We start from the raw sequence: 23,350 nt of genomic DNA on the forward strand, positions 1-23,350 counted from the left end.
CCGAGCCACCGGCCCGGAAGAGGCTTTACTGGCCCCCGCGCCGCCGTTTGATTTCGGCCCCTTGCAATGACCGTTCCCGCCGCGCCGCAATTCCACATCGATAGCCCGACCTCGTGGCGTCCGACTGGGGCCGGCATCGAGATCACCGGCTGGCTCCACACCGCCATGGAACCGGGCTGCATCGACATCCGCGCGCGCGTCGATCGTCGCGCTACCCTCGGCATCTACGGCCTCGACCGGCCCGACACCGAAGCGGCCTTTGGTGGCGGGCTCAAAGCGCGCCGCACCGGCTTTATCCAGCGCGCCCAGGTCTGGCGCGGCGCTCGCGAACTTGCGCTCGACTGGCACGACGGCACGCAATGGCGCGAGTTCTTCCGCACCGCGCTCGACACCTCCGCCCTGCCCGCCGACGCCACCAAGCCGAAGAAAATCCTCCGCGCCGGCACGGTTTACCAGACCCTTCACCACCTCTACCGCTACTTCCACCGCGCCTCCTGGGGCGAGCTCTGCCGCGAGACAGACGCCGTGCTCGCCGACGTCCTCACCGCCACCAGCGACGTCGTCGCCGGCCCGCGCTTCCAGGGCTTCATCGAGAACCCCGGCTTCTGGATCAACGCCGGCTACGAGAAATTCCGCATCACCGGCTGGACCTTCGGCGTCGGCTGCGAGATCCAGCAACTCAGCGCCACCACCGGCGTCCTCACGGAAAACAAACTCGTCTTCCCCAAGGACCGCCCCGACGTCGCCGCCCACCGCCAGGACCACCCCGGCGCCGGCAAGTCCGGCTACTATGGCCTCGTGGACATCCGCAAGGACACGCCCTCGCCCGCCAACCTGAAGATCTTCGCCGAGACCGGCGACGGCCGCCGCGAACTCGCCTTCGCCCGCCGCATGTATCTCGACCGACGCGACGAGCACTCCGGCCCGATCCCGGTCTTCAAGCCGTTCTATTTCTACAAGGTCGTTGCCGCCTTCGTCCGCGGCGCCGCGCTCGGACGCTACGCGTTCGACTCGTGGAAGGAATCGCGCGCCGAGATCGCCCGCCTCCGAGACCACCTCGCGCAAACGCTCAGCCGCGGCGAGGCCCCGAAGGTCCCCGCCGCCCTCGTCCGCCGCCGCGATCAAGCCCCCTACACCCGCTGGTGCTGGCACAACCGCCTCACACCGCGCCTCCGCACCGTGCTCCAGCAGGACGCCGATGCCCTCGTGAAGGCCGGCGGCCCGCTCATCAGTGTCGTCGTCCCCGCCTACAATACGCCGGAAAAATACCTCCGCGAACTCCTCGACTGCCTGAAGCAGCAGCTCTACCCGCGCTGGGAACTCTGCATCGCCGACGACGCCTCGCCGCAGCCGCACGTCCGCCAGATCCTCGAAGCCGCCGCGAAGGCCGACCCGCGCATCAAGCCCGTCTTCCGCCCGCAGAACGGCCACATCTCCCGCGCCACCAACTCCGCCCTCGACGTCGCCGCCGGCGAGTTCATCGCGCTGCTCGACCACGACGACGTCCTCCCGCACGACGCGCTCCTCCACGTCGCCCAGGCCATCGCCCGCCACCCGACCGCCGGCTATCTCTACACCGACGAGGACAAGATCGACGACACCGGCCGCCGCTTCGACCCGCAACTCAAGGGCGGCTGGTCGCCCGAGATGGCGATCACGCACAACTACACGCACCACCTCACCGTCATCCGGCGTGAGATCGTCGAGAAGGCCGGCCGCCTCCGCCCCGAATTCAACGGCGCGCAGGACATCGACCTCTTCCTCCGCTGCTGGGAACTGGTCGACGACCGCGACGTCGTGCACGTGCCCTTCATCGGCTACCACTGGCGCGCCCACGCGGAGAGCACCGCCTCGCGCGGCGACCAGAAGGGCTACCTCTTCGCCGCCGCCCGCAACGGCATCGCCGAGGCCGTCGCCCGCCGCCAGCTCCGCGCCGAGCCGTTCCTGCCCGATTTCGCGAAGAACTACGCGCTCTGCCTCCACCAGCTGAAGTGGGACGCCGCGCTCCTCGCCGAGAACCCAGTCACGATCGTCATCCCGTCGAAGAACCGCCCCGATCTCCTCACGAAGTGCCTCGACTCCCTCGCGCGCACCACGCCGCGCGAGCACGTGCAGGTCGTCGTCGTGGACGACAACTCCGACGACCCCGCCGCGCTCGACTACCTCGCCACGCTCCCCGCACGCACCGATCTCCGCGTCGAGGTGCTGCGTGCGCCGGACAACGGCGGCGTCTTCAACTACTCGCGCCTCGTCAACCTCGGCACCGCCCGCGCCACCACGCCGCTCGTCCTCCACCTCAACAACGACGTCGAGGCGCTCACCCCCGGCTGGCTCGAGGACATGGTGGGCTGGATGTCCATCCGCGGCGTCGGCATCGTCGGCGCCAAGCTCCTCTACCCCGACGGCACAATCAACCACGCCGGCATTTCCTTCAGCCGCGATGACCACCTCGCGCACGTCCTCTTCGAGCGCGAGCCCGCCGAGGATCTCGGCTACCTCTTCCTCCCGCACGCCGCGCGCAACGTCGCCGCCGTCACCGGCGCCTGCCTGCTCACGCGCACGTCGCTTTACCGCGAGCTCGGCGGCTTCGACGAAGAGAAACTCCAGGTCGCCTACAACGACGTGGACTACTGCCTGCGCGCCGGCACCGCCGGCCACCGCACCGTCGTCACCCCGCAGGCCGTCCTTCGTCACGTCGGCTCCGCCTCGCGCGGCAGCACCTACGCCGAGCGCGAACACGTCGAGTATCTCGCCCGCCACGGCGGCTACCGCGACCCGTATCACAGCGAGTCGCTCCAGTTCCCGCCGAAGAACCTGCCGCTCGACGTCTATCACCAACGCTACGCGCACACGCCGCGCCCGTTCCGCACACTCGTCGTCACGCACAACCTCAACTTCGAGGGCGCGCCGATCTTCATCTTCGAGCTCGCGCGTTTCCTCGCCGAGCAGCCCGGCGTGAGCGTGACGGTCGTCTCGCCCCAGGAAGGCCCCCTGCGCGCCCGCTTCGAACAGGCCGGCCTCAAGGTCGAGGTCTGGACCGACGCCGCCGCGTTCCTCAGCGCGAAGACGAAGGACGACTTCGACCGCACGCTGAAGCAGTTCGCCGCCGCGCACCCCTGCGCCGACGTGGACGTCATCGTCACGAACACGATGCTCACCTTCTGGGCCGTGCACCTCGCGCATGCACTGGGCAAGCCCTCCGCGCTCTACATCCACGAGAGCAACGCCGTGAAGCGCTTCTTCGCGCCGCTGCTGCCGCCGCTGCTGCACGACACCGTCGAGGACGCCTTCCGCCTCGCCACGCGCGTCGTGTTCACCGCCGAGGCCACCCGCGGCATCCACGAGGAGCTGAACGCCAACGACAATTTCCGCACCCTGCGCAGTTGGGTCGACTTCGGACGCATCGAGGCCTTCAAAGCCGCCCACGATCGCGCCGCACTCCGTCGCAAACACGGCCTCGACCCCGACGCGATCATCGCCGTCAACATCGGCTCCGTCTGCGAGCGCAAGGGCCAGCACATCTACATCCGCGGCATCGACCTCCTCGAGAAGGAGCTCGCGCAGGAATTCCCCGGCACGAAGGTCCAGTGGGTGATGGTCGGTGCGCGTGAGGGGCTCTACATGGAAACGCTGCGCGAGGACATCGCGCTGATGGGCCTGCACGACGTGAAGATCTTTGGCGAGACGCCCGACATCTACGACTTCTACCGCCTCGCCGACATCCTCGTCTGCACGAGCTTCGAGGAGTCGTTCCCGCGCGTGCTGCTCGAGGCGATGGTCTTCGGCCCGCGCATCGTCAGCACCGACGTCAACGGCATTCCCGAGATGCTGACCAACACCGACGAGGCCTACCTCGTGCCCGCCGGTGATCCGTTCAAGCTCGCCTCCGCGCTGAAGCGCGCGATCTCCGACCACGTCGCTGGCAGCGCCAAGATGATCTCGATGGCGCACGCCCGCGCCGCCCGCAATTACCACCAGGCCCGCACCCTGCCGCAACACGCGCAGATGATCCGCGAGGCCTGGCTCGGCTGATGGCCGAAACAACGTTCAGCTGGAGCCAGATCGAATCGCCCTCCCCGGCGCGCGCCTCGCCCCGGGCCGGCACCTCGTGCGCGGCTGGGTGCTGCCGAAGCCGGGCGGAATCATTGCCGACGTGCGCGCACGCGTCGGCCTCCGGTCCTTCGCCGGCGCGCACGGCCTCCCCGCCCGGACGTCGCGGCGCACTTTGCCACCGGGCAGCCAGTCGCACTCGCGGAGTTCGAAATCGTCGTGACGCTAAACGAGGGCAATCACCTCATCGAATGCGAGGCGCTCGAAATCGAGGGACGCTGGACCCCGTTTGCCGCGCTGCCCGTGGTCGTGGACGCGACGCTCCCATCCGCCGAGCTGACGACGCCCGCCCCCGCTGCGCTGGCTTGATTTCGTCCGCCTCGCCGAGGTCATTCTGCGACGCGCCAACGGACACGTTGCCCCCGACTGGACGACACTGGCCCGGAGCGCCGTCGCCGCACTGCCTTGGCCGCGCGACCTTCGCACCCCGCCGCCGCCGTTCATCGGCTTTGTGGACGAGCCCGTGACGCTCACTTGTGTTCGTTACGGCCGCATCCCCGCCTTCGGACACCTGTTTCATCCGACGCGGAAGATCGTGCGGATGTTCGCCAGCACGGACCTCCAGCTCCTTCAGCCGATCGATTACGGCCAGCCCTCGCCGGGCCCAGCCGCGTTCTACAGCCAACACGAGAATGCCCTCGACTGCGGCTTTGCCGGCTACGTCGACGTTCCCGCGCAACTGCCGAACCCCGTCGCCCTCCGCCTCTACGCCGAACTCAACGACGGCTCCTTGCATCTCGCCCAAGTCGTCCGAAGCAATCTTCACCCAGTCGAAGCCGAGAAGGTTCCGCTCGCCGCCTCGCGTTCGGAATGGGCTGCCGTCCTCGACGCCCTCGACGCCGCGCTCGCCGCCGCCGCGATTCCCGTCCACCGCGGGGAAGAGCTGAGCCGTGCGCTTGCAGACCTAGAAGCCCGCACCACGCGCCGCCCGGAGCGCGTGCGCCCCAAGGGACCGCTGCGCCCGGCCCCATTCCCCGGCGCGCACCCGCTGCCGCGCACGACGATCCTCGCCACGCACGCGCTGACGCCGCAGGGCGCGCCGCGGTTCCTGCTCGACCTAGCTCGCACGCTCGTCCGTGCCGGCAGCGCCGTGCAGGTCGTGAGCGCTGGCGGCGGGCCACTGCGGTTGGAATTCGAACGCGCGGGAGCCACAGTCAACGAGCTCGACCTTACGACCGCGTTCGCCGACGGAGATTTCGCCGCGACACTCTCCCGCGTCAACTGGACGGCGACCGACCTCGTTGTCGCCAACACCTTCACTGCTTTTTGGGCCGTGCACGCCGCCCGCGCCGCGAACCGGCCCTCGCTGCTCTACATCCATGAGAGCACGACTCCGGCCGAGTTCTACGGCAAGCGCGTGCCGTCGTCCGTGATCGCGCTCGCGGAGGATAGCATCGCGCGCGCGACCGCGGTATCGTTCACTACCGCGGCGACAGCGCGCTACCACGAGGGGCGCGATGGCTGGCGCCGGGTTGGATCGACGTTGCCGCCCTCGATGCGTGGCGCGCCGTCCGGACGCGCCAGTCCAGCCGCGCCCGTTTCGCGCTCCGGTCGGACGAGACGCTCATCTGCAACATCGGCACAATCTCGGACCGCAAGGGCCAACACGCATTCGTGCGCGCGATCGACCTCCTTTGGCGGCGCTACCCGGCGCTGGCCGCCCGCGCGCGCTTCGTGCTGCTCGGCAGGCGGAATACGGAATTCGATACATGGCTGGCCGGGACGGTGCGGGCAACGGGACGGCCCAACCTAGATTTGCATCCCGAGACGACCGACTATCTCGATTATTATCAGGCGGCCGACGCTTTTGCCTGCAGCAGCTACGAGGAATCCTCACCGCGCGTCGTGCTCGAGGCGATGGCGATGGGCGTCCCGATCCTCGCGAGTGCCGTGCATGGCATCCCCGAAATGGTTCGACCGGACCTGGAGGCGCGGCTCGTGCCCGCGGGTGACACCGTCGCATGGTGCGAAGCGCTGGCGGAACTCCTCGCGAATCCCGCCGCCGGGCGCGACCTCGCCGCGCGCGCCCGGGCCCGGGTCGTGACCGAATTCGAGGCCGCGGTCGCTCTGCCGCGCCACCTGGCCCTTCTGGCGCAGACCGCGGCGACGCGCGTCACTTGACCTCGATGCGCCGCCAGTATCCCCAATCGAAGGCGATCGCGCCGTTAGAGAGCGCGGCGAAGCGCAACACCTCGTCGGGTGATTCGGGCGTGTAGGCGATCGTCTCCCGCTGCAGGCCGCGATCGCCGGCAACGCCGACTGGATCCAACAGGCGTCGGAAAATCTGCCGCCGGCTGCCATCGGATTTTTCAGCTGTCACGAGCATTTCGATGCCGTTCGTCTTGTCTCCTTTGCGTTGCCACGCGTCGTCATAAATTCCGAATTCCCAGTGAATTTTTCGCGCTCCGGCGGGTGGATGCAGCCAGAGGTAGCTGTCCGCATGTGCGCCGAGCGCGGGCTGTCCGTGGATTTCACCCAGCACGTAGCCGAACTGGAAGTCGCACTTGAACGGCCCCGGCACGACCATGGGAAAGGCCGTTTTCGCCACCGCCTCTGGCACGAGCGTGGCGGCGCGCGGACCCTCCGGCGGACGAGAGGGAATGGTCATCTCGCGTCCATACCGCTTCTCCGCATTGCGCAGGCGCACCAGTCCGCCCGCCACGTAGATGCGGCGCAGGTAAACATCCGCCTGGTCGAGGTGCACATAGGTCGGCGTTGCCTCCATGTCGAAAGCGCGCAAAGCACGGTCGAGAAACGGCCGATAGCCGCGCGCCTTGCCGCTCACTACAAGCGCGGCCACATCCTCGTCCTGGAGATCCTTGAAAGCCCGCTCGAGATAGGCCTCGTCATATTCGAGACCGTTGCGGATCATCAGCGCGCGGCGCTGCGCATAATACGGGGTCATCGCGGCCCAGTCCTGTCCAGCAACCACGATGACCGATCCGGCCGGGGTCAGTTCCTTCAGGGAGAGCGTGAACGTGGTCCAGCCCTCTGCCACGACCGCTTGCTGCTGGCGATAGTTGCGCCAGTAAGTGCCCAGCTGCGCCGCCACGGGCACCAGCATCAACGCGACCGCGAGCCAGCGCGGAACCGCGCTGTCCCACAGCTCAAGCATAAGCAATCCGAGGCCCACCGCCAAGAACGCCGCACAGGAGTAATAATAATAGTCCTGGTAGGCGTAGGCGAAAGGGAAGAGCACTTGCGACAGGAAGAACACCCCCGCCACCAGCGCAAACTTGCCGCGCCCGCGCGGAAGTGCGATGCCGCCGGCCGCCGCAAGACCGAGCAGCAGCCATGGCGGCATGATCGCCTCGCCCCAGCGATCCATCAGCGTGCGCCAGACTTCGCGCGAGAGCAGTGAGGAGAAATTGAACAGGCCCCAGTTGCCGATCGAGAGATTCTTCGAGGTGAAGATCCAGGCCGAAGGATGGGCCGCTTTGATCGGATCCGTGAGGCCGATCCACCACTTCAAGGCCACAAATGGCAGCAGCACCGCACCAATTCCCCACAGGAAAGTCCGGGCCGGCACACGCCAGTCCGGGCCGGCCCGCAGGTCCCGCCACAGCATCCACGCGCCATAACCCGCGGCGGGAAGCAGCCACACCGCAAGCATGAAGCCCTTGATCAGCGCTGCACCCACGCCTGCCACGGTCGCCACAAGCCACCACGACCAACGCCGCTCGTCCATCATCCGCACGAATGCTGCGACATACCACGCGCAGCAGAGAAACTCCATCGGATCGATCAAGAATGCCCGCGTGTAGAAGATATAGACCGGACAGAGCAGCACCGGTGTCAGAGCTAACAGCCGGCGCGGCCGGGATAACCCCAGCCGGCCGAGCAGCAGGCTCAGCGCAGGCAGCGCCAGATAGAATGAGGCGATTGAGATCACGCGCGCCGCCAGAAAATGCGGCCAGCCCGTCGCGCGGCTCAGCCCCACCACGCACCACTGGTAGAGCGGGAACTCGAGAATGAACCCGACCCAGGGCTTGCCGAGCAGCGGCTGCTCGTAGAGCGGGGAGAAATTGTTCTCTTGGTCGATGTAATAGGAGATCAGTGCCGTCTGTGACTGCCGAAACTCGTGCCCCGCCAAAAATGGCACCCGCAAATGATACAGCACCAGAACCGCGTGCATGACGAGTGCGGCCACGAACACACCAACAAACAGACGGCGCTCGAAGAGATCGGGCTGGGGCGGACGCATGAGGTCGCGAACAAAAAACGCCCGCCAAGGACGAGCAATATGATTTCGGGAGAGGGAGACCACGCACTTTGTCATGACAATCGGCTAAGCCGCATCCGCTACTCGCCTCTGGTCGCCTGCGGCTTCGCTTTACAAGCCCCGGCTCGCCCGTAATCGTCCGCCTCCACCGCATGCAGGAAACGCCGCACGCCACGTTTCACCTCGACGAGTCCGCCGCTCCAGAACGCGCCGGCGCATCCGTCCTCTGGCGCGGCTGGGCGGTGGGACGCAATGGCGCCTTCCTCACCGACCTGCAGGTGCGAATCGGGGCGCGGATTTTTCCCGGAACGTTCGGCTTTCCACGACCCGACCTCGCGCAATTTTTCCGTTCGCCGGCGCCATTTCTGCTCGCCGGCTTCGAGGTGACGCTCACCGCCCCTGCGGGCCACTCACGCGCCGTCGTGGAAGTCTGCACCATGACCGAAGGCTGGGTGCCGCTGACTGAGGTCTCGCTGTCGGTGCCTGCCGTCGATGTTTCCGCCGTGGCGGCCGAGCCACGCAAGCTCTATCCTCACGAGTTCGCCCGCGCGCTGCGCTTCATGCTTCAGCGACCTGGCGACGCCCCCATGGAACGCGTTGCCGCCGCGCTCGTCGCCTCTCTCCCACACCCCAACGTCGTGCGCTACGCCCCGCTTCCCTTCCACGGCCACCTGCATCAGCCGTGCTTGCTCGAGCGCGCAGTGTTCGGTCGGCTGATCGTCGAGGGCTGGCTGTTTCATGAATCCATGCCGGTGCGCCGGGTCGCAGCGAGCGTCGACCTCCAGGCATGGTCGTTCCTCGATTACGGCGCAGAGCTACCCTACGTGGCGGAGCTTTTTCCACAATGGCCCGCGGCTCGCGCCTCGCGCCTGCACGGATTCGTCGACGTGTCCGCGTCGCTGCCCCAACCGCTCACATTGCGCGTCTATGCCGAGCTGGCTGACGGCACCTGGCACCTCTGTCACGTCCAACGCAATCATGTGCTGGACGGCGAGTCCGCCAAGCTCCCCTACGGTCCGTTTCGCGTGGGTCGCTTCGTCGCCGCGGTGCGAGCGCTCCGGCGCGCCTGCGCCGCACACGGCTTGCGGGCTCCGCTCGACCGCGGCGGCTGGCGGGCACTGCGCGAGGTGTGGGCCGAATACCGCGCGCGCGCCGACCGCAACACCTGTCGTCCGGACGCCGCGCCTGCGCCTCTCGTGGCCGCGGCACCGTTGCCGCGGCGCATCACGCTCGTCACGCACAACCTGAATTATGAAGGTGCGCCGCTTTTCCTCCTCGAATACGCAACGTATCTTGCCGCCCGCGGCGTCGAGCTGAACACGATCAGCGCCGCGGAAGGGCCGCTGCGCGAGCGCTTCGCCGCGCTCGGCGCCCGTGTGCACGTGGTCGACCTCCGCCCGCTACAGCAGTCCGCCACACTCCGACAATGGCGCGCCGCGCTGGCCAGGCTCGGTGCCGCGTTCGACTGGGGGAGGACTGACCTCGTCGTCGCCAACACCCTCTCCGCGCACTGGGGCATCCACCTTGCGCACCGCACCGGTCGCCCGTCGCTCTTCTATATCCACGAGAGCACGACGCCGGAAGTCTTCTACCATGGCCACCTCGCGCCCGCGCTTCTACCCGCAGTCCAGGAATCCTTCGCCCGCGCCTCGCATGTCTCCTTTCTGACCGACAGCACCCGTCGCTACTACCGCTCTGTCCTCACCCGCGCCAACCACAGCCTCAACTCCGGTTGGATCGACCTCGGAAAATTGAACCGTTTCCGCGCCGAACACTCCCGCGCCACCCTGCGTGCCCGGCTCGGACTCGACCCGGCGGCGCGCCTCGTGATCAACCTCGGCACCGTCTGCGACCGCAAGGGCCAGCACCTCTTCGCCCGCGCCGTCGATCTGCTCTGGCGCGCCCGGCCGGACGTCGCGGCGACGGCTCAGTTCCTGATCGTCGGTGGCCGCCATACCGCCTTCGACCGGCACCTGAACGACATCCTCGCCCAACTGCGCCGCGATAATCTGCGCGTTATCGCGGAGACCGCCACGCCCTACGATTACTTTGGCGCGGCGGACCTTTTCGCCTGCAGCAGCTACGAGGAATCCTTTCCTCGCGTCGTGCTCGAGGCGATGGGCTTCGCCCTGCCGATTATCAGCACGGCGGTGCATGGGGTGCCGGAGATGGTGCGCGCCGATCAGGAGGCGCTGCTGGTGCCGCCGGGCGACCCAGCCGCCCTGGCGCGTGCGCTGGCCGCGCTCCTAGTCGATCCGGCACGCGGCCATGCCCTCGGCGCTGCCGCCGTGCGGCGTGTGACCGCGGAATTTGATGCGACGCTTCTCCTGCCGCGCCACGCCTCGCTCGCCGCTCGCGTCGCCGCAACGCGGTGAGCGGCCCCTTCACTCGAAGGCGAGACGACCGATCCAGAACCAATCGCGGGCGAAGATTCCCCTTGGTCCGGGCCCCACAAAGAGTTCGACCTCACCCGGCTCAGTCAACTCGAACGGGATATGCAGCGTCAGCCGGTTGCGATCCGATGGGCGGCGGTTCGGATCGATCACGCGATCGAAGAAGGTCCGCTCCCCCTCCGCCATGCGCAACACCAGCTGCACCCCATCCGTCCGCTGCTCCGGCGCGATCGCAGCGCTGTAGGCATCGGGCGAGAAAAACACCTGCGTGTGCAAGGTGTGCCGGCCTGCCGGCAAGGCGAAGACCAAGCGCGTGACCGGGTGCGCTCCGAGATCGAGCCGCCCACCCGCCCGCTCCAGCGTCGCGCCAAACTGGGCATAGAACCGCACCGGCGGCGGACTCATGCCGTCGAAGAGATGCCGCATCGAATCGGGCAGCTCTGCGAGTTTGAACCAGTGGTCCGCGATGTTCACCGCGCGCCCCGCGTCATCCACCGGCCACGCGCGCCCCTCCGCCAACTGCACCTCCACCGCGAGTCTTTTCCCCAACTCCGCCATGACCCAGTCTAGGCGGGATCGCGGAAAATACACGGCGAACCCGTGCCAGTAGAACACCGGGTGCGGATCGATGCCGCGCGGAACGAGGTAGTCCACGATCCATTGCGCCGTCGGGTCGCCCCGCGGCACCACCACCGCCCCGATCGTCTCGTCCGCCAACGCGTCGATCGCCACCCGCCCCTCGTCCGCCCGCTGCACCACCTCGCGACGCAGCATCAGCGCCCGGCGTTGCGCGAAATAAGGCACCATCGAGTTCCAATCATCACCGGCGATGACAAGCACATCGTTCGCGTGCGTGGCAGTTCCGAGTGCGATGGTGAGCGACGTCATCCCGCTTCCGATCAGCCGCTGGATCGGGAAGTAGTGCCGCAGATACATCGTCACCTGTGCGCCGACGAGCAGCAGGACCGCCGCCGCCGCCACGGCCAACCGCACCCGCTCCAGCAGGCCAACCAGCACCAGACCCGCGGCAAGTAGCAGCCAGCCGATGTTCGCCACGTAGTAGTAATCGTGGAGCGCATAGAGCTCGGGGAAAATTTCCAGTGCCGCCAGAAAGACCGCGCCGCAGGCCAGCGCTGCCAGCCCGCGCCGCCAACCCGCGCACACCCCCAGTGCCAGCACGCCGACCAGCGCCGGCCAGTGCGTCAGCTCCTCCGTGAGGATGCGCCACTTCAGTTTCCACATCGCCGGCGAGAAACGCGTTTCCGCGGTGCCGAGGTTGAAGCCGAGCAGGTGCTGCGAGGACAGAAAATGCGCCTGCGGATTCAGCGCCTTGATCGCATCGGCATGTCCCGTCCACCAAACGCTCGCCATCGCCGGCACCGCCACGCCCGCCGCCATCCAGCTAATCTCGGCCCGCCAGCGCGCCCGCTCCCGCCACAACCGCGCGACGCTCCAGGCGACGAGCGGCACCAGGTGCAGCATCAGCGTCGTGACCTTCACGAGCCCTGCGCCCGCTCCCGCCACTGCCGCGAGCGCCAGCCAGCCCCCGCTCCGCTCCTGCACCGCCCGCACGTAGGCGACACAAAACCACAGCGCGAACATCAATGCCATGGTCTCCATCAGGAACGCCCGCGCGTAGAACAGCAGTAACGGCGACGTGAGGAAGAGCGCCAGCACCACCGCGCGGCGCCATGGCGTCACCTGCCACCAGCCGAGCAGCAGCCACACCGCCGGCAGCATCAGGTAGAAGCAGGCGATACTCACCGCCCGTCCAGCTTTGGTGATGCCCCAGCCCGTCACTTGGCTCGTGACCACCACCGTCCACTGGTAAAGTGGAAACTCCATCGGCACCGACCAAGGTTTGCCCAGCACCGGCGTCGGATACGCGAGAGAGAAATTGTGCTCGCGCTTCATGAACAGCACCGACAGCGCTGTCTGCGCCTGCCGGAATTCCACTCCGGGCAGCTGCTTGCTCTCCCAGCCAACCGTGGTTGTCCACGCGCTGAAGAGAAAAGCACTCAGGCTCAGCACGGCGATGAACCAACGCTCGCCGCGCACCGGTGTTGAAACGGGATCTGGGGAAGCCACCGAGCACACCGTGTGCTGCCGGCCGAGTCCTTGGCAAGCCCGCGCAGAGCACATGATTGACCTCTTCCGGTCCGCGCCTAAGCGTCGCCCGACCTCGCATGCCCGCTCCAACGCACCCGTTCGCCCGCTCATGAGCGCTCCCGATCGCTGGCGTTTCGCCGTGGAAATTTTTCCCGCCGGCTGGCGGTTTCCGGCCGGCGCATCGTGGATCGCCGGCTGGGTCCTCGATCGGGACGGCCACGCCCCCGCCGATCTGCGCGCGTGGATCGATCACCTTCCCGTGCTCGGCCTGCATGGCCTGCCGCGGCCAGAGATCGAACAGCGCGAGCGCGGCCGCGCCGGTGTGCCCTACGCGGGATTTTCCTTCCTGCTGCAACCACCGCGCGACGCCGCCCAGCTGCGCCTGGAACTCCGCGATGCCACCGGCGAGTGGACGGAATTTTTCCAGACCGCCATCACGGTCGATCCCGCCGCCGCGTCCCCCGCTGCGCCCGCCGCGCTGCCCCCGCTTTCGGCCCCTCCCTGCTCGCCACCCTGAAGCTCCAGGCGATGCATCCGGACGTCTCGCTCGGAACCTTGGCACATGAGGCACTTGCACGCCGGCTGGCCCTGCCGCTCGAATCGCTGCCCAATCCGCCGTTCCACGGCGCGCTCGAGGAGCCTCAGGCCACCGGCCGCTTGCGCTATGGCCGGCTCTCGGTCAGCGGCTGGCTCGCCCACCGCACTGCACGCCTCGTGCGCCTCACGGCCCTCGTCGACCCCACCCAGGAGTTCACCCTGCTGCACGGCCTGCCACGCGAGGGTGTCGGCGAGGTCTTTGCCGACCTGCCTGGGCGCGACACCGCGCAATTTCTCGGGCATGTCGAGCTGCCCGCGCACGTCCCCACCCCGGCGCTGCTCCGCGTCTTCGCCGAACTCGACAACGGCGAGAAGCATCTCGTCTTCGCGCGACGTTTCGAGCCGCGCGTCATCGCCGGCGCCGAGGCAACCCTGCCCGCGCGCTCGCGCCGCGCCTTTGCCCGGGCCGCCTGGGCGCTGCGCTCCGCCGCCGCGGAGCTAGGCATGCCCGCCGGCGCCGCGCGCGAGCGCCTCGCCGCCCTGCGCGAGGCATGGTCCGCCTACGTCGCCGAGGCGCCGCCTCCGTCCGCCGCACGTCCCACCGTGGCGCGCGCACTGCCCGCGCCGCAGGCCGGCCTGCTGCGCGTGCTTGTCGTCACCCACAACCTCAACTTCGAGGGCGCGCCGTGGTTCATCTTCGAGCTCGCCCGCCACCTTGCGGCGCAGCGGAACATCTCCGTCGAGGTCGTTTCACCCACCGAAGGCCCCTCCGCCGCGCCTTCGCGGAAGCCGGCCTGCGTGTCCGGGTGCTCGATACGGCGGCCGCGCTTGCCGCCACTGCTGCCACGCCGTTCCGAGCCGAGCTCGTCCGCATCGGTGCTGCGCTCGACCTACCCTCTTTCGACCTCGTCATCGCCAACACGATGGTCGCGTTCTGGGCCGTGTCCCTCGCACACGCCGCCGGCAAGCCCACCCTGCTTTACGTCCACGAAAGCACGCCCGTCCGACGTTTCTTCGAACCGCTTGTCGCTCCGGCGTTGTTCCCCGAGATCGAGGAGGCCTTCCGCCGCGCCACTCGCGTCGTCTACACCTCCGACTCAACCCGCCGCGTCCACGCCCACCTCGACACCGGCAATACCTCCCTGCTGCCAAGCTGGATCGACGTCGCGCGCATTGACGCCTTCGCCGCCGCCCACCCCGACCGTGCCGCCCTCCGCCGCAAGCATGGGCTCCCCCCCTCCGCAACCTTGCTCGTCAACGTCGGCTCGCTCTGCGAACGCAAGGGCCAGCATGTCTTTCTGCGCACCGCCGCGCGGCTGCGTGACGAACTCCGCGCGACCTACCCCGACCAGCAGGTGCTATTTGTCATGGTCGGATCACGCCCCGGTCCCTACCTCGAGGCGCTGAAACAGGAAGCCCGCAGCCAGGCCCTCGACAACGTTGTCTTCCTCGGCGAAACGGATGCCATCTTTGATTTCTACCGCCTCGCCGACATCTTTGTCTGCACGAGCTTTGAGGAGTCCTTTCCGCGCGTATTGCTCGAGTCCGCCGCCTTCCGCCTTCCGATCGTCTCCACCAACGTGAACGGCATCGCGGAGATGCTGCGCCCCGACGAGGCGTGGCTGGTGCCACCTGGCGACAGCGACCAACTCGCCGACGCGATCAGAGCCGCGCTCACCGCGCACTTCACCGGCGACGCCGCGCGCGCGGAGCGGGCCCGCACCGGCATCGTGGCGCGCTTCGGCGAAAGCCGCGCGCTCCCCTGCACGTCGAACTCGTCCGGCGCGCCGGCGCCGTCCGTTGACATGATCGAGTCGCCACTCTGCTTCCACAACCTCGAGTGGCCCGCCCCCGGCGCGCGCCTGGCGGGTCCCGTCGTTTGGCTGCGCGGCTGGGTCGTGGGCAAGCCGGGACATGATTTCATCGATGTCCGCGCCCGCACGTCCGCCGGGGTCTTCCTCGGGGTGCTCGGCCTACCGCGCAACGACCTCGCAGCGCACTTCGCGCCCGCCCGCGCATGGCTCCCCGCCGAGTTCGTCGTCGCTGTAGCCGCAGCCGACGGCGAGCTGCGCGTCGACCTCGAGGCGCAGGAGGCCCGCGGCAACTGGGTGCCGCTGCAGACCCTCGAGTTCACTGTCGCGCCAGACGGACTCATCCATCCGCGCATTGAGGGCGAATTCGTTCCCCATGCCGGCGGCGGCGCCGTGACCCGAGCGCCGCATCTACCACTGCACGGCCACCTCGACGCCCCCCTCGAGGCCCCCGAGGTGCGCGATGGTGTGTTGTCTGTTTTCGGCTGGTTCGTCCACGACAAGCAACGCCTCACGCGTGTGCTCGCCACTCTCGATGGCCGCACCTTCAGCGTGCTTGCGAACGGTCTGACGGACGACGCCCTCGCTTGCAAGGTTCCGCACCTCCCGGCGGCACGCCACGGTCGCGTGCGCGGCACCGTGCCATTCTTCGCCACTCATTTCAGCCCCGTATGCCTCCGCGTCTACGTCGAGTTGGAGGACGGATCCGTGCAACTCGCCCTCGCGCGACGCCTGCATCCGTGCAACGCGCCCGCCGCGGCGCCGGCGACGGCACGGCCGCTCGCGCAAGCCCTCTTGCCGAACCTTCCCTCGGGCCGCCCCCGACGCCTGCTGATTGTCGTGCGCACCATGCGCCCCGACGACGCCACGCTCCGCGCGCTCGACGTCACCCGCAGTCTTCGCGCCAGCGGACGCTGGGTTGCGCGCGTCATCGCCGCCGAGGACGGCGCACTGCACTCGCGCTTCGAGGGCGCCGGCTGTGCCGTGCAGCTCGTCGACCTCCGCGGTTTCACCGCGGCCACGGACGCGACGCGCGCGGCCGAGCTCGCCCGACTCGAGCGCGAGATCTGGTGGCGACATCTCGAAGCGGTGGCGCTTTTCGATCTCACCTCCGAGTGGATCGCGCCACTGGCGGCGCGACACAACCTTCCTCTCTTCCGCGATCCCGCCGGCGATTTGGCCTGGTTCGCCCCGGACGAGCTGCCCCAACACGATCCGTCCGCGCCGTTGCTCGCACCGATCCGCGGCCTCGCCCGCCACGGCGCGCCTGTCCTGCTGGGGGCGATGGCCGAATTGACCGCCGCGCCCGCCGTGATCGTCGGCGACGTGCGCGACGAGGAAGAGGAACAGCTCTTCGGTGCGGCGCTGGCGGCCGCGCCAGCGCTGCGCGCCACTCCTCCGCTCCCGGCTTGCGCCGCGCTCGTCTGCCCGGCGTGGCGGGACCACCCCGTGCGCACGCTCCTCACCGCCGCGGCCTCGGGCGTGCCGATAATCACGACGCCCACCCCCAGCTCGCCGCGACTTTTGCCCACGGGGAGGTGGTCTTCTTCGCTCCGGACAATCCCCTGGCGCTGGCCCACGCGATCCTCGCTCTCCGCGCCAATCCGGAGGCGGCGTTGCGACGCGCCGAGGCCGCGCGCCGGGTCGTCGCCCCCTGGCTCCCGCGGCACAGCTGCCGCGCTGGCTCGCCGCGCTCGAGGCCGCGGCCGAAGCGGCATCCTGAGCCCCGCGGGGCTTGCGCTCGCTGTGCGCGTCCGCCTTAGTTTTCCCCGGCCCGTGAACGAGAACTCCGCCTACATCTTCGACGTCGAGGAGCCCACCCAGTGGGTTTTCCGCGGCGAACCCGTGTGGATCAGCGGCTGGTTCCTCTCGAAGGTCGGCGCCGTCTTTTCTGACATCCGCGCGGTGATCGACGGCGTGCCGCACTTGGGCATCCTCGGCCTGCCGCACGAGCATGTCGAGCGCCGCCATCGCGGCTACACCGGCCTGCCGCACGCGGGCTTCCTGCTGCGCGTCAACCCGCCGAAGAGCGCGCGGGAGATCCGCCTTGAGCTGCTCGACAGCGGGCACCGCTGGGTCGAGATCTGGCGCAAGCCGATCAAGGTGAAGCAGGGCCAGAACACGATCGGACGCTTCCGCCTAGACGTCCTGCCCGATCAACTGCGTCGCCTCCTGCAGGCCCGCCGCGCCGACCCCGCCGCCGATCTCGCCCCTCTGGCCAGCCAGCTGGTGCTCGAGGCCGCCGCGGTGCCATGCGACACACTGCCCAATCCGCCGTTCTACGGCGCGCTCGAGCGACCGGAACTTGTCGGCGGCACGCAATTCGGCAAGGTCCGCGTCGAGGGATGGCTCATCCACCAGACGCAACGCATCCGACGTCTGATTGCGAGCACGCACCCGCTGGTGGAAAACGAGCTCGACTACGGCGACCGCGAGCGAAAGGAGGCCGCCGAGCTTTTCCCCGCGCATCCTTATGCGGACCGCTCACAATACTTCGGCCTGCTCGACATCGACGAGCAGGCGCCCGGCCCGGCGATCATCAAGCTCTGGGCCGAGCTCGAGGACGGCACCCGCCATCTTGCGTTCGCGCGCCGCTTCTACCCGCGCGCCTGCCACACTTGGGAGCAGCCGCTGCCGGCGTTCAGCCGCGCTGAGTTTTTCCACGCCGCGCGCCTGCTCTGGAAGGCATGCGGCCACCATCGCATCCGCCTCGGCAAACTCGGGGCACGCGCGCGCGCGTTCGTCGCCGCCTATCGACTGTTCAAGCGGGATGCTCCCATCACGCTGCCGCCAGCGCCAGACCCCGACCCGTATCTCGCCTGGCAGCAGGCCAACCGCCTCACACCGCGCCTGTGCGAAGCTCTCGCCACCTCGGCAACCGAACTCGCCCGCGGCCCGAAAGTCGCGCTCCTGATCGACGCCCGCGGCTGCACCACTGCGCAACTGGCCTCACTCACCGCATCGCTGCGCGCGCAAATCTACCCGCACTGGGAGGCGTGGTTCGTCGCCGAGCATGCGCCAGCGCTGGCGGACGAACGCTGCAAATTTACGGCATGCACGGGCGCGAGGGATTTTCCCCGCGCCATCAATGCTGCGGCCCACCAAGCGGCCGGCGCCTGGCTCGCGCTGCTGCCCGGCCACTCGCGTCTCCCCCGACGCGCTGCTCGAGATCGCCGAGCGCGTCGCAGCTAACCCCGCGCTCGAGCTCGTCTACACGGATGAAGACCGCATGGACGAGGCCGGCACGCGCTCCTCACCCCAGTTCAAACCCGCCTGGAGCCCGGCGTTCGCGCTCTCCGGCCTGTTTCCCGGCCAGCTCAGCGCGGTGCGCCACGACCGCTTCCTCGCCCTTGGTTCCTTCCGCGAAGGCTACGAGCACGTGCCGTGGTATGACCTGCTCCTGCGCCTCGGCGACCACCTGACCGCCGCGCAGGTCGCGCACGTGCCGCTCGTCTGTCACCACGCCTGGGCTGGCGCACCGCGCGAACTCGACCTGCGTGATCCCGTTTACGAGCAGATGCGCGCCGCGCTCGACGACGCGATGCGCCGGCGTGCGCTCGACGCTGCGGCCTTCCTGCCCGAAGCTGGCTACTTGCGTCGCCAGCCGTTCCAGCAATTGCACTGGAACGAAAAACTCCTCGCCCGGAACGCCGTCACGATCGTCATTCCCACGCGCGACAAGCTCCACCTCCTGCAGGAATGCGTGGAGCTCCTCGACGAGACCGTCGACTGGCGCTGGGCCAAGCTCATCATCGTCGACGACCACTCGCGCGACGCCGACGCCGTGCGCTATCTTGAGCGCATTACGCAGCGCAACGACCTGCAGTGCACCGTCGTGCGCTTGCCGGATCCGCACGCGCCGTTCAACTACTCGCGCCTGGTTAACGCCGCGCTCCCGCACGTCGACACGCCGCTCGTGCTGCACCTCAACAACGACGTTAACGCGCTCGAGCGTGGCTGGCTCGAGGAGATGGTCGGCTGGTTTACGCAACCCGATGTCGGCGTCGTCGGAGCCAAGCTCGTCTTCCCGGACCGCACGCTCAATCACACCGGCATCGTCGTCGGTCCGCACGGCGGCCTCGCCGACACCCCGTTTGCCCGTGTGCCCGAGGCGGAGGTCGACATCGCCTGGCACGCCGCGGCGCGCGAGGTCTCTGCCGTCACCGGCGCGTGCCTGCTGACGCGCACCAACCTCTATCGCCAGCTCGGCGGCTTCGACGAGACTGCCTTCGGCGTCGCCTACAACGACGTCGACTACTGTCTGCGCGTCGTCGCGCAGGGCTACCGCGTGATCTACACGCCGCAGGCGAAGCTCATGCACTGGGGCAGCGCGACGCGCGGCGTGACGTTCGACGAGGCCGAGCACGTCGCTTGGCTGCGGCGTTACCCGCTCTATCGCGACGAGTTCTTCAGCCCCTCGCTTGAGCTGAGCGGCGCGCGCGTGCGCTGCCGCGGCGCCGTGCCGCTCCGCACGAACCGCGCCGGCCGGCTCCGTCTCCTCCTCCTCACACACAACCTCAATCTCGAAGGCGCACCGCTCTTCCTGCTCGAATACGCCACGTGGATGGTGCGCGAAGCGGGCTGCGAGATCGAGGTGCTCGCCGGCATGGACGGCCCGCTGCGCGGTGCCTACGAGCAGCTCGGCGCCCGGATCCTGATCGCCAGCGCAGCGGAACTCTACGCTTCGCCTGACGAGGAGACATTCCACGCCCGGCTGCTCGACCTGTCGCACCACGTCGACGATTGGGACCGCGTCGACCTCGTCGTCTGCAACACCCTCGTCAGCTTCTGGGGCGTGCTGATGGCGCGGCGCGCTGGCAAGCCGTCGCTCTTCTACATCCACGAGAGCACCTCGGTGTTCCGGTTCTTTGAACCGAAGTTCGCGCTGGCGCTGCACCCTCTCGTCCACGAGGCGCTCGGCGGTGCCACGCGCACCCTGTTCCTCTGCGAGGCGACGCGGCGCTACTACGCCGACTCCGACCGAGGCAACTTCCGCTTGGTGCCGAGTTGGATCAAACTCGACGCCATCACTGCCTTTCGGACCCGGCACACCCGCGCCGAGCTGCGCCGCAAACATGGCTTCCGCGACGACGAGATCATCATCGCAAACATTGGCACGATCTGCGAGCGCAAGGGCCAGCACATCTTCATCCGCGCCGTCGACCACTTCAACCACCACTACCACGGCGCCGCGCCGGTGCGCTTCGTGATGGTCGGCGCGCGCCCTGGCATCTTTCTCGACCTGCTCCATCGCGACATCGCGCGCCTCGAGCTCAAGAACCTCAGCGAGGTGCCGGAGACGCGCGAGGTCTTCGATTTCTTCGTGCTGGCGGACATGTTCGTCTGCTCGAGCTACGAGGAGTCGTTCCCGCGCGTCGTAATGGAGGCGATGGCCTTCGAGACGCCAATCGTCTCCACTGACGTGCACGGCATCGTCGACCTCATCGGCCAGCGACAGGACGGCTACTTGGTCAAAGCCGGCGACGTCGAGGGTCTCTCGCGCATGATGCGCACCTGCTTGGCCAAGGAGCGCAGCGGCAAGTCGCTCGCGCCCGCCGCATTCTCGCGTGTGCTGCGCGAGCGCGACTCCCTCAAGGTGCTGCCGTTCCATGTCGCGCTCGCCCGCGAAGCCTGGCTGGCGCACGAGTGATCGCGTCGCGCCATCCCGCTCACGGGGAAGCGGCCACCTTCACGCACAACGCCGGCACGGCGTCGCTGGGGTCGAGTGCGAGGCCGATCCATCCACCGGCTTCGGCGGACCAAGCGTGGAATCGCACTGGTTCAGTCGAGCGGATGGCGTCCTGCCGCAGGATCTCGATGCGCCCGCCCTTGTAATAGATCGCATGCAGCACGGGCAGGGCCGGGGGATGCAGGTCGCCAATCGTCCGCGCCACGAAATCGATCGCTAGTCCGTCTTGCACTCGCAGCCAGATCTCGCCGCCGGGCGGGAGGGTCACCCCTCCGGGCCGGCCGGGCCCGCCCCGCGTGTGAACACCGCCGGTCGCGGTCCTGCGGACGGCAGCAGTGCGGCGACGTAACCGTCGTCCGCCCTCGTCGCTGGCGCAGCCCCGGGAACGAGCGCCGGTGGCGTGTCGTCGCCGTCAACGGTGTGCGTCAGGCGCGGACCGCGCCAGCCCGCCTCGACGCATCCCTCCAGGTCGTCCGGGATCGAGACGGCGAACATCATGGGGAGGCCGCCGGGGTCGATCGAGGTCGGGAACACCCGCTCGGCCTCCCCCGCCGGCAGCTCCGCATCGAACGAGCCGCGCTCCAGCAGCTGCTCGCCCGAGACTCCAAACGACTCAAACCGCAGCCGCACTGTTCCTTTTCGTGCCGCCGCGGTGCGCCGGATCACCGCCTCGAGATGCAGGCGGTAGCTCGCCGCCCTTAGCACCAGCACGCCGGTCCCGCGCGTTGTCCCGAGAAATTTCCGCCCGTCGCTCAGCGCCCGCGCACCCAGTGTCGAGGCGAGCCACGCCGGATCGACGTTGCCACCGAACTCGCGCAGAAACGTCCGCGCCTCAAAGGGCACGGCGCCAGGCGGACGGGCTCGATACATCACCCAGACCGGCCCGAAGTGCGCACGCCGGTAGTCCCGCCGCAGTTCCGCGTCGATCGTTTCCGGCCAATGGTCGCGCGGCTGCGAAGCCACAACGAGCTCATAGACGCCGCCTGGCCGGATCGCATCGTGCAGCCGCGCCTCCTCGTCCGGCCCGTAGCTGGTGCCCACATGCATCCACAGCGGCAGCCCACGCACCTTCGTCGTGGGCCAGACACGCTGCAGCCACTCGAGTCCCGGACCGTAGAACGTCCTGTTGCGATAGAGCGGCAGGATCCTGGCCCGCGCCTGCTGCGCCTCGTTCATCGTCTGGGCTATCTCCGGCGGCACAAAGGTGCCCCGTAGGTAGGCAAAATCGGCATGCACCGTGCCGGCATCGACATAACTCGAACGCGGTGCCGTCGAGTAGCCGAACTGCGAGCGCTGGCCCCGCCACGCCGATTCCCACGCCGCCGCGCCAACGACGACGGCTGGCGCCACGATCAGCACGTGGAAGCCGCGCCCGCGCGCTGGGCGTCCGAATCCGACCCACCATGCCGCGAGCAGCCCCAGCCACGCCGCCATCGCCACCCACGCGATCTCGTAGTTCGTCGCCAGCAGACCTGCCCCGGCAGCCGCGACGAACGCCCCCGCCCCCACCACCCACCCACGCTCGCCAAGGCCGCGCGCATTGTGCCAGAGCACCCCGCCGATCCCAAGCGTCGTCGCCAGCCCGAGAGCGCCCAGCCACGGAATCGAGAGGGCGCCGTAGTAATCGTGGCGAATGCGCAGGTAAAACTCCGGCCGGAACACCCACTCGAAATCACCCGCGCGGCTTGAGAACGGCAGCGCGACGACGTTGTGCCACCAGCTCGTAAAACCCGCCCCCGTCCACGCCAGTTCGAACGCCACTGGCGCGAACACCCCGGCCACGACCCAGACCGCCAGCGTGGCGAACCCGCGCCGGGCGTCAGCCTCGCCGCCCACCCAGGCGCGCAGCGTCCAGGCGGATACTCCCGCCAGCGCGACCAGCTGGGCGTTCAGCTTGTTGATGCCCCCACGAACAACGCCGCGGCCGCAAGCAACAGCCACGGCCAGTGCCGACCCCGCAGAACCGGTGCGACCGCGGCCGCCCACACCGCCACGACGAGTGTCAGCGCGCCCAGCGCGTTGTGCCAGATGATGGTGTGCTGCACAGCCGACATCGCAGTCAGCGCCGTCGCCAAGAGGAGCGCGACCCACGTCGGCCAACGCCGCGCAAACATCAATGCCAGTCCGACGACCGAGAGCACGATGAGCACGGCCGCGCCGCCCGTCATCGCCCGGTAGGTATCGCCCCCCGCCCGCTCCGCCCAGCTGTTGAACAGAAAGGTGCCACTCTGGATCGGCGTGACAAAGTCCCGATAGGGCCGTTCCCCCGCCGCGATGCGACCCACCCCGGCCATCACCAAGCCATAGTCGTAGAAGTCGCGCAGCCGATCGTGCTGCCGCCACCACGGCAGCAGCATCGCGAGCGCGGCCAAGGCGGCCCCGCCCGCCAGGATGAGGCGTCGAATCCAAAGCGTGCGCACGAACATGCGCGCGACATCTCCGTCGCTTGGCCGCGCGCGCGCAAGCTTTCCGTCACCGC

General features: G+C 68.6%; 12 protein-coding genes and 1 pseudogene. 8 read left to right on the forward strand and 5 right to left on the reverse strand.

All coding sequences use genetic code 11. The annotated features are described in order from the left end of the window. Positions 1 to 66 precede the first annotated feature (66 nt). The 4 genes and pseudogenes from ACMYLB_RS18875 (at position 67) to ACMYLB_RS18890 (ending at position 6,231) form a co-directional block, all read left to right on the forward strand. Entirely contained in the window at positions 67 to 4,032 is a 3,966-nt protein-coding gene (locus ACMYLB_RS18875) for a glycosyltransferase (RefSeq protein ID WP_415908491.1), read from the forward strand. A 237-nt stretch (positions 4,033 to 4,269) separates the two neighbouring features. Then, the gene (locus ACMYLB_RS18880; RefSeq protein ID WP_415908492.1) at positions 4,270 to 4,419 is read left to right on the forward strand and encodes a hypothetical protein; all 150 of its coding nucleotides are present in this window, start codon (positions 4,270 to 4,272) and stop codon (positions 4,417 to 4,419) included. Between the two features lie 232 nt (positions 4,420 to 4,651). Beyond that, positions 4,652 to 5,512: pseudogene (locus ACMYLB_RS18885) on the forward strand (glycosyltransferase); the annotation flags it as partial. Positions 5,513 to 5,685: 173 nt separating this feature from the next. Further along, entirely contained in the window at positions 5,686 to 6,231 is a 546-nt protein-coding gene (locus ACMYLB_RS18890) for a glycosyltransferase family 4 protein (protein ID WP_415911118.1), read from the forward strand. Here the strand turns inward: ACMYLB_RS18890 and ACMYLB_RS18895 are convergent. Further along, positions 6,224 to 8,377 (reverse strand): ArnT family glycosyltransferase, encoded by a 2,154-nt coding sequence (locus tag ACMYLB_RS18895; protein WP_415908493.1) that lies wholly within the window; start codon positions 8,375 to 8,377, stop codon positions 6,224 to 6,226. The genes ACMYLB_RS18890 and ACMYLB_RS18895 overlap by 8 nt on opposite strands. 338 nt (positions 8,378 to 8,715) lie before the next feature. Here ACMYLB_RS18895 and ACMYLB_RS18900 point away from each other — a divergent pair, with 338 nt between their 5' ends. Next, complete coding sequence (locus ACMYLB_RS18900) at positions 8,716 to 10,707, forward strand: glycosyltransferase family 4 protein (RefSeq protein ID WP_415908494.1); 1,992 nt, start codon at positions 8,716 to 8,718, stop codon at positions 10,705 to 10,707. A 9-nt stretch (positions 10,708 to 10,716) separates the two neighbouring features. On the opposite strand, the gene ACMYLB_RS18905 is transcribed toward ACMYLB_RS18900, so the two are convergent. Further along, on the reverse strand, positions 10,717 to 12,783 hold the full coding sequence (locus ACMYLB_RS18905; RefSeq protein ID WP_415908495.1) for an ArnT family glycosyltransferase: 2,067 nt from the start codon (positions 12,781 to 12,783) through the stop codon (positions 10,717 to 10,719). Between the two features lie 160 nt (positions 12,784 to 12,943). On the opposite strand from ACMYLB_RS18905, the gene ACMYLB_RS18910 reads away from it, so the two are divergent. The 3 genes from ACMYLB_RS18910 to ACMYLB_RS18920 all read left to right on the forward strand — a co-directional run bounded on the left by ACMYLB_RS18910 (position 12,944) and on the right by ACMYLB_RS18920 (position 20,832). Next, positions 12,944 to 13,351, forward strand: coding sequence for a hypothetical protein (locus ACMYLB_RS18910; RefSeq protein WP_415908496.1), 408 nt, complete (start codon positions 12,944 to 12,946; stop codon positions 13,349 to 13,351). 826 nt (positions 13,352 to 14,177) lie between these two features. Next, the gene (locus tag ACMYLB_RS18915) at positions 14,178 to 18,374 is read left to right on the forward strand and encodes a glycosyltransferase (protein WP_415908497.1); all 4,197 of its coding nucleotides are present in this window, start codon (positions 14,178 to 14,180) and stop codon (positions 18,372 to 18,374) included. Continuing rightward, positions 18,271 to 20,832, forward strand: coding sequence for a glycosyltransferase (locus ACMYLB_RS18920; protein WP_415908498.1), 2,562 nt, complete (start codon positions 18,271 to 18,273; stop codon positions 20,830 to 20,832). Before ACMYLB_RS18915 ends, ACMYLB_RS18920 begins: the two co-directional genes overlap by 104 nt. Before the next feature lie 19 nt (positions 20,833 to 20,851). On the opposite strand, the gene ACMYLB_RS18925 is transcribed toward ACMYLB_RS18920, so the two are convergent. From ACMYLB_RS18925 to ACMYLB_RS18935, 3 genes are read right to left on the reverse strand one after another with little or no spacing between them, the layout of a single operon-like run. Then, on the reverse strand, positions 20,852 to 21,103 hold the full coding sequence (locus ACMYLB_RS18925; RefSeq protein WP_415908499.1) for a hypothetical protein: 252 nt from the start codon (positions 21,101 to 21,103) through the stop codon (positions 20,852 to 20,854). Positions 21,104 to 21,135: 32 nt separating this feature from the next. Next, a complete protein-coding gene (locus tag ACMYLB_RS18930) occupies positions 21,136 to 22,812 on the reverse strand; it encodes a hypothetical protein (protein ID WP_415908500.1) in 1,677 nt (558 codons plus the stop codon). After that, positions 22,761 to 23,297, reverse strand: a complete 537-nt coding sequence (locus tag ACMYLB_RS18935) for a hypothetical protein (RefSeq protein ID WP_415908501.1) — start codon at positions 23,295 to 23,297, stop codon at positions 22,761 to 22,763. Before ACMYLB_RS18935 ends, ACMYLB_RS18930 begins: the two co-directional genes overlap by 52 nt. Positions 23,298 to 23,350 lie beyond the last annotated feature (53 nt).

The sequence above is a fragment of the Oleiharenicola sp. Vm1 genome (assembly GCF_047777955.1).
In the GTDB taxonomy this organism is placed as follows: Bacteria; Verrucomicrobiota; Verrucomicrobiia; order Opitutales; family Opitutaceae; genus Didemnitutus.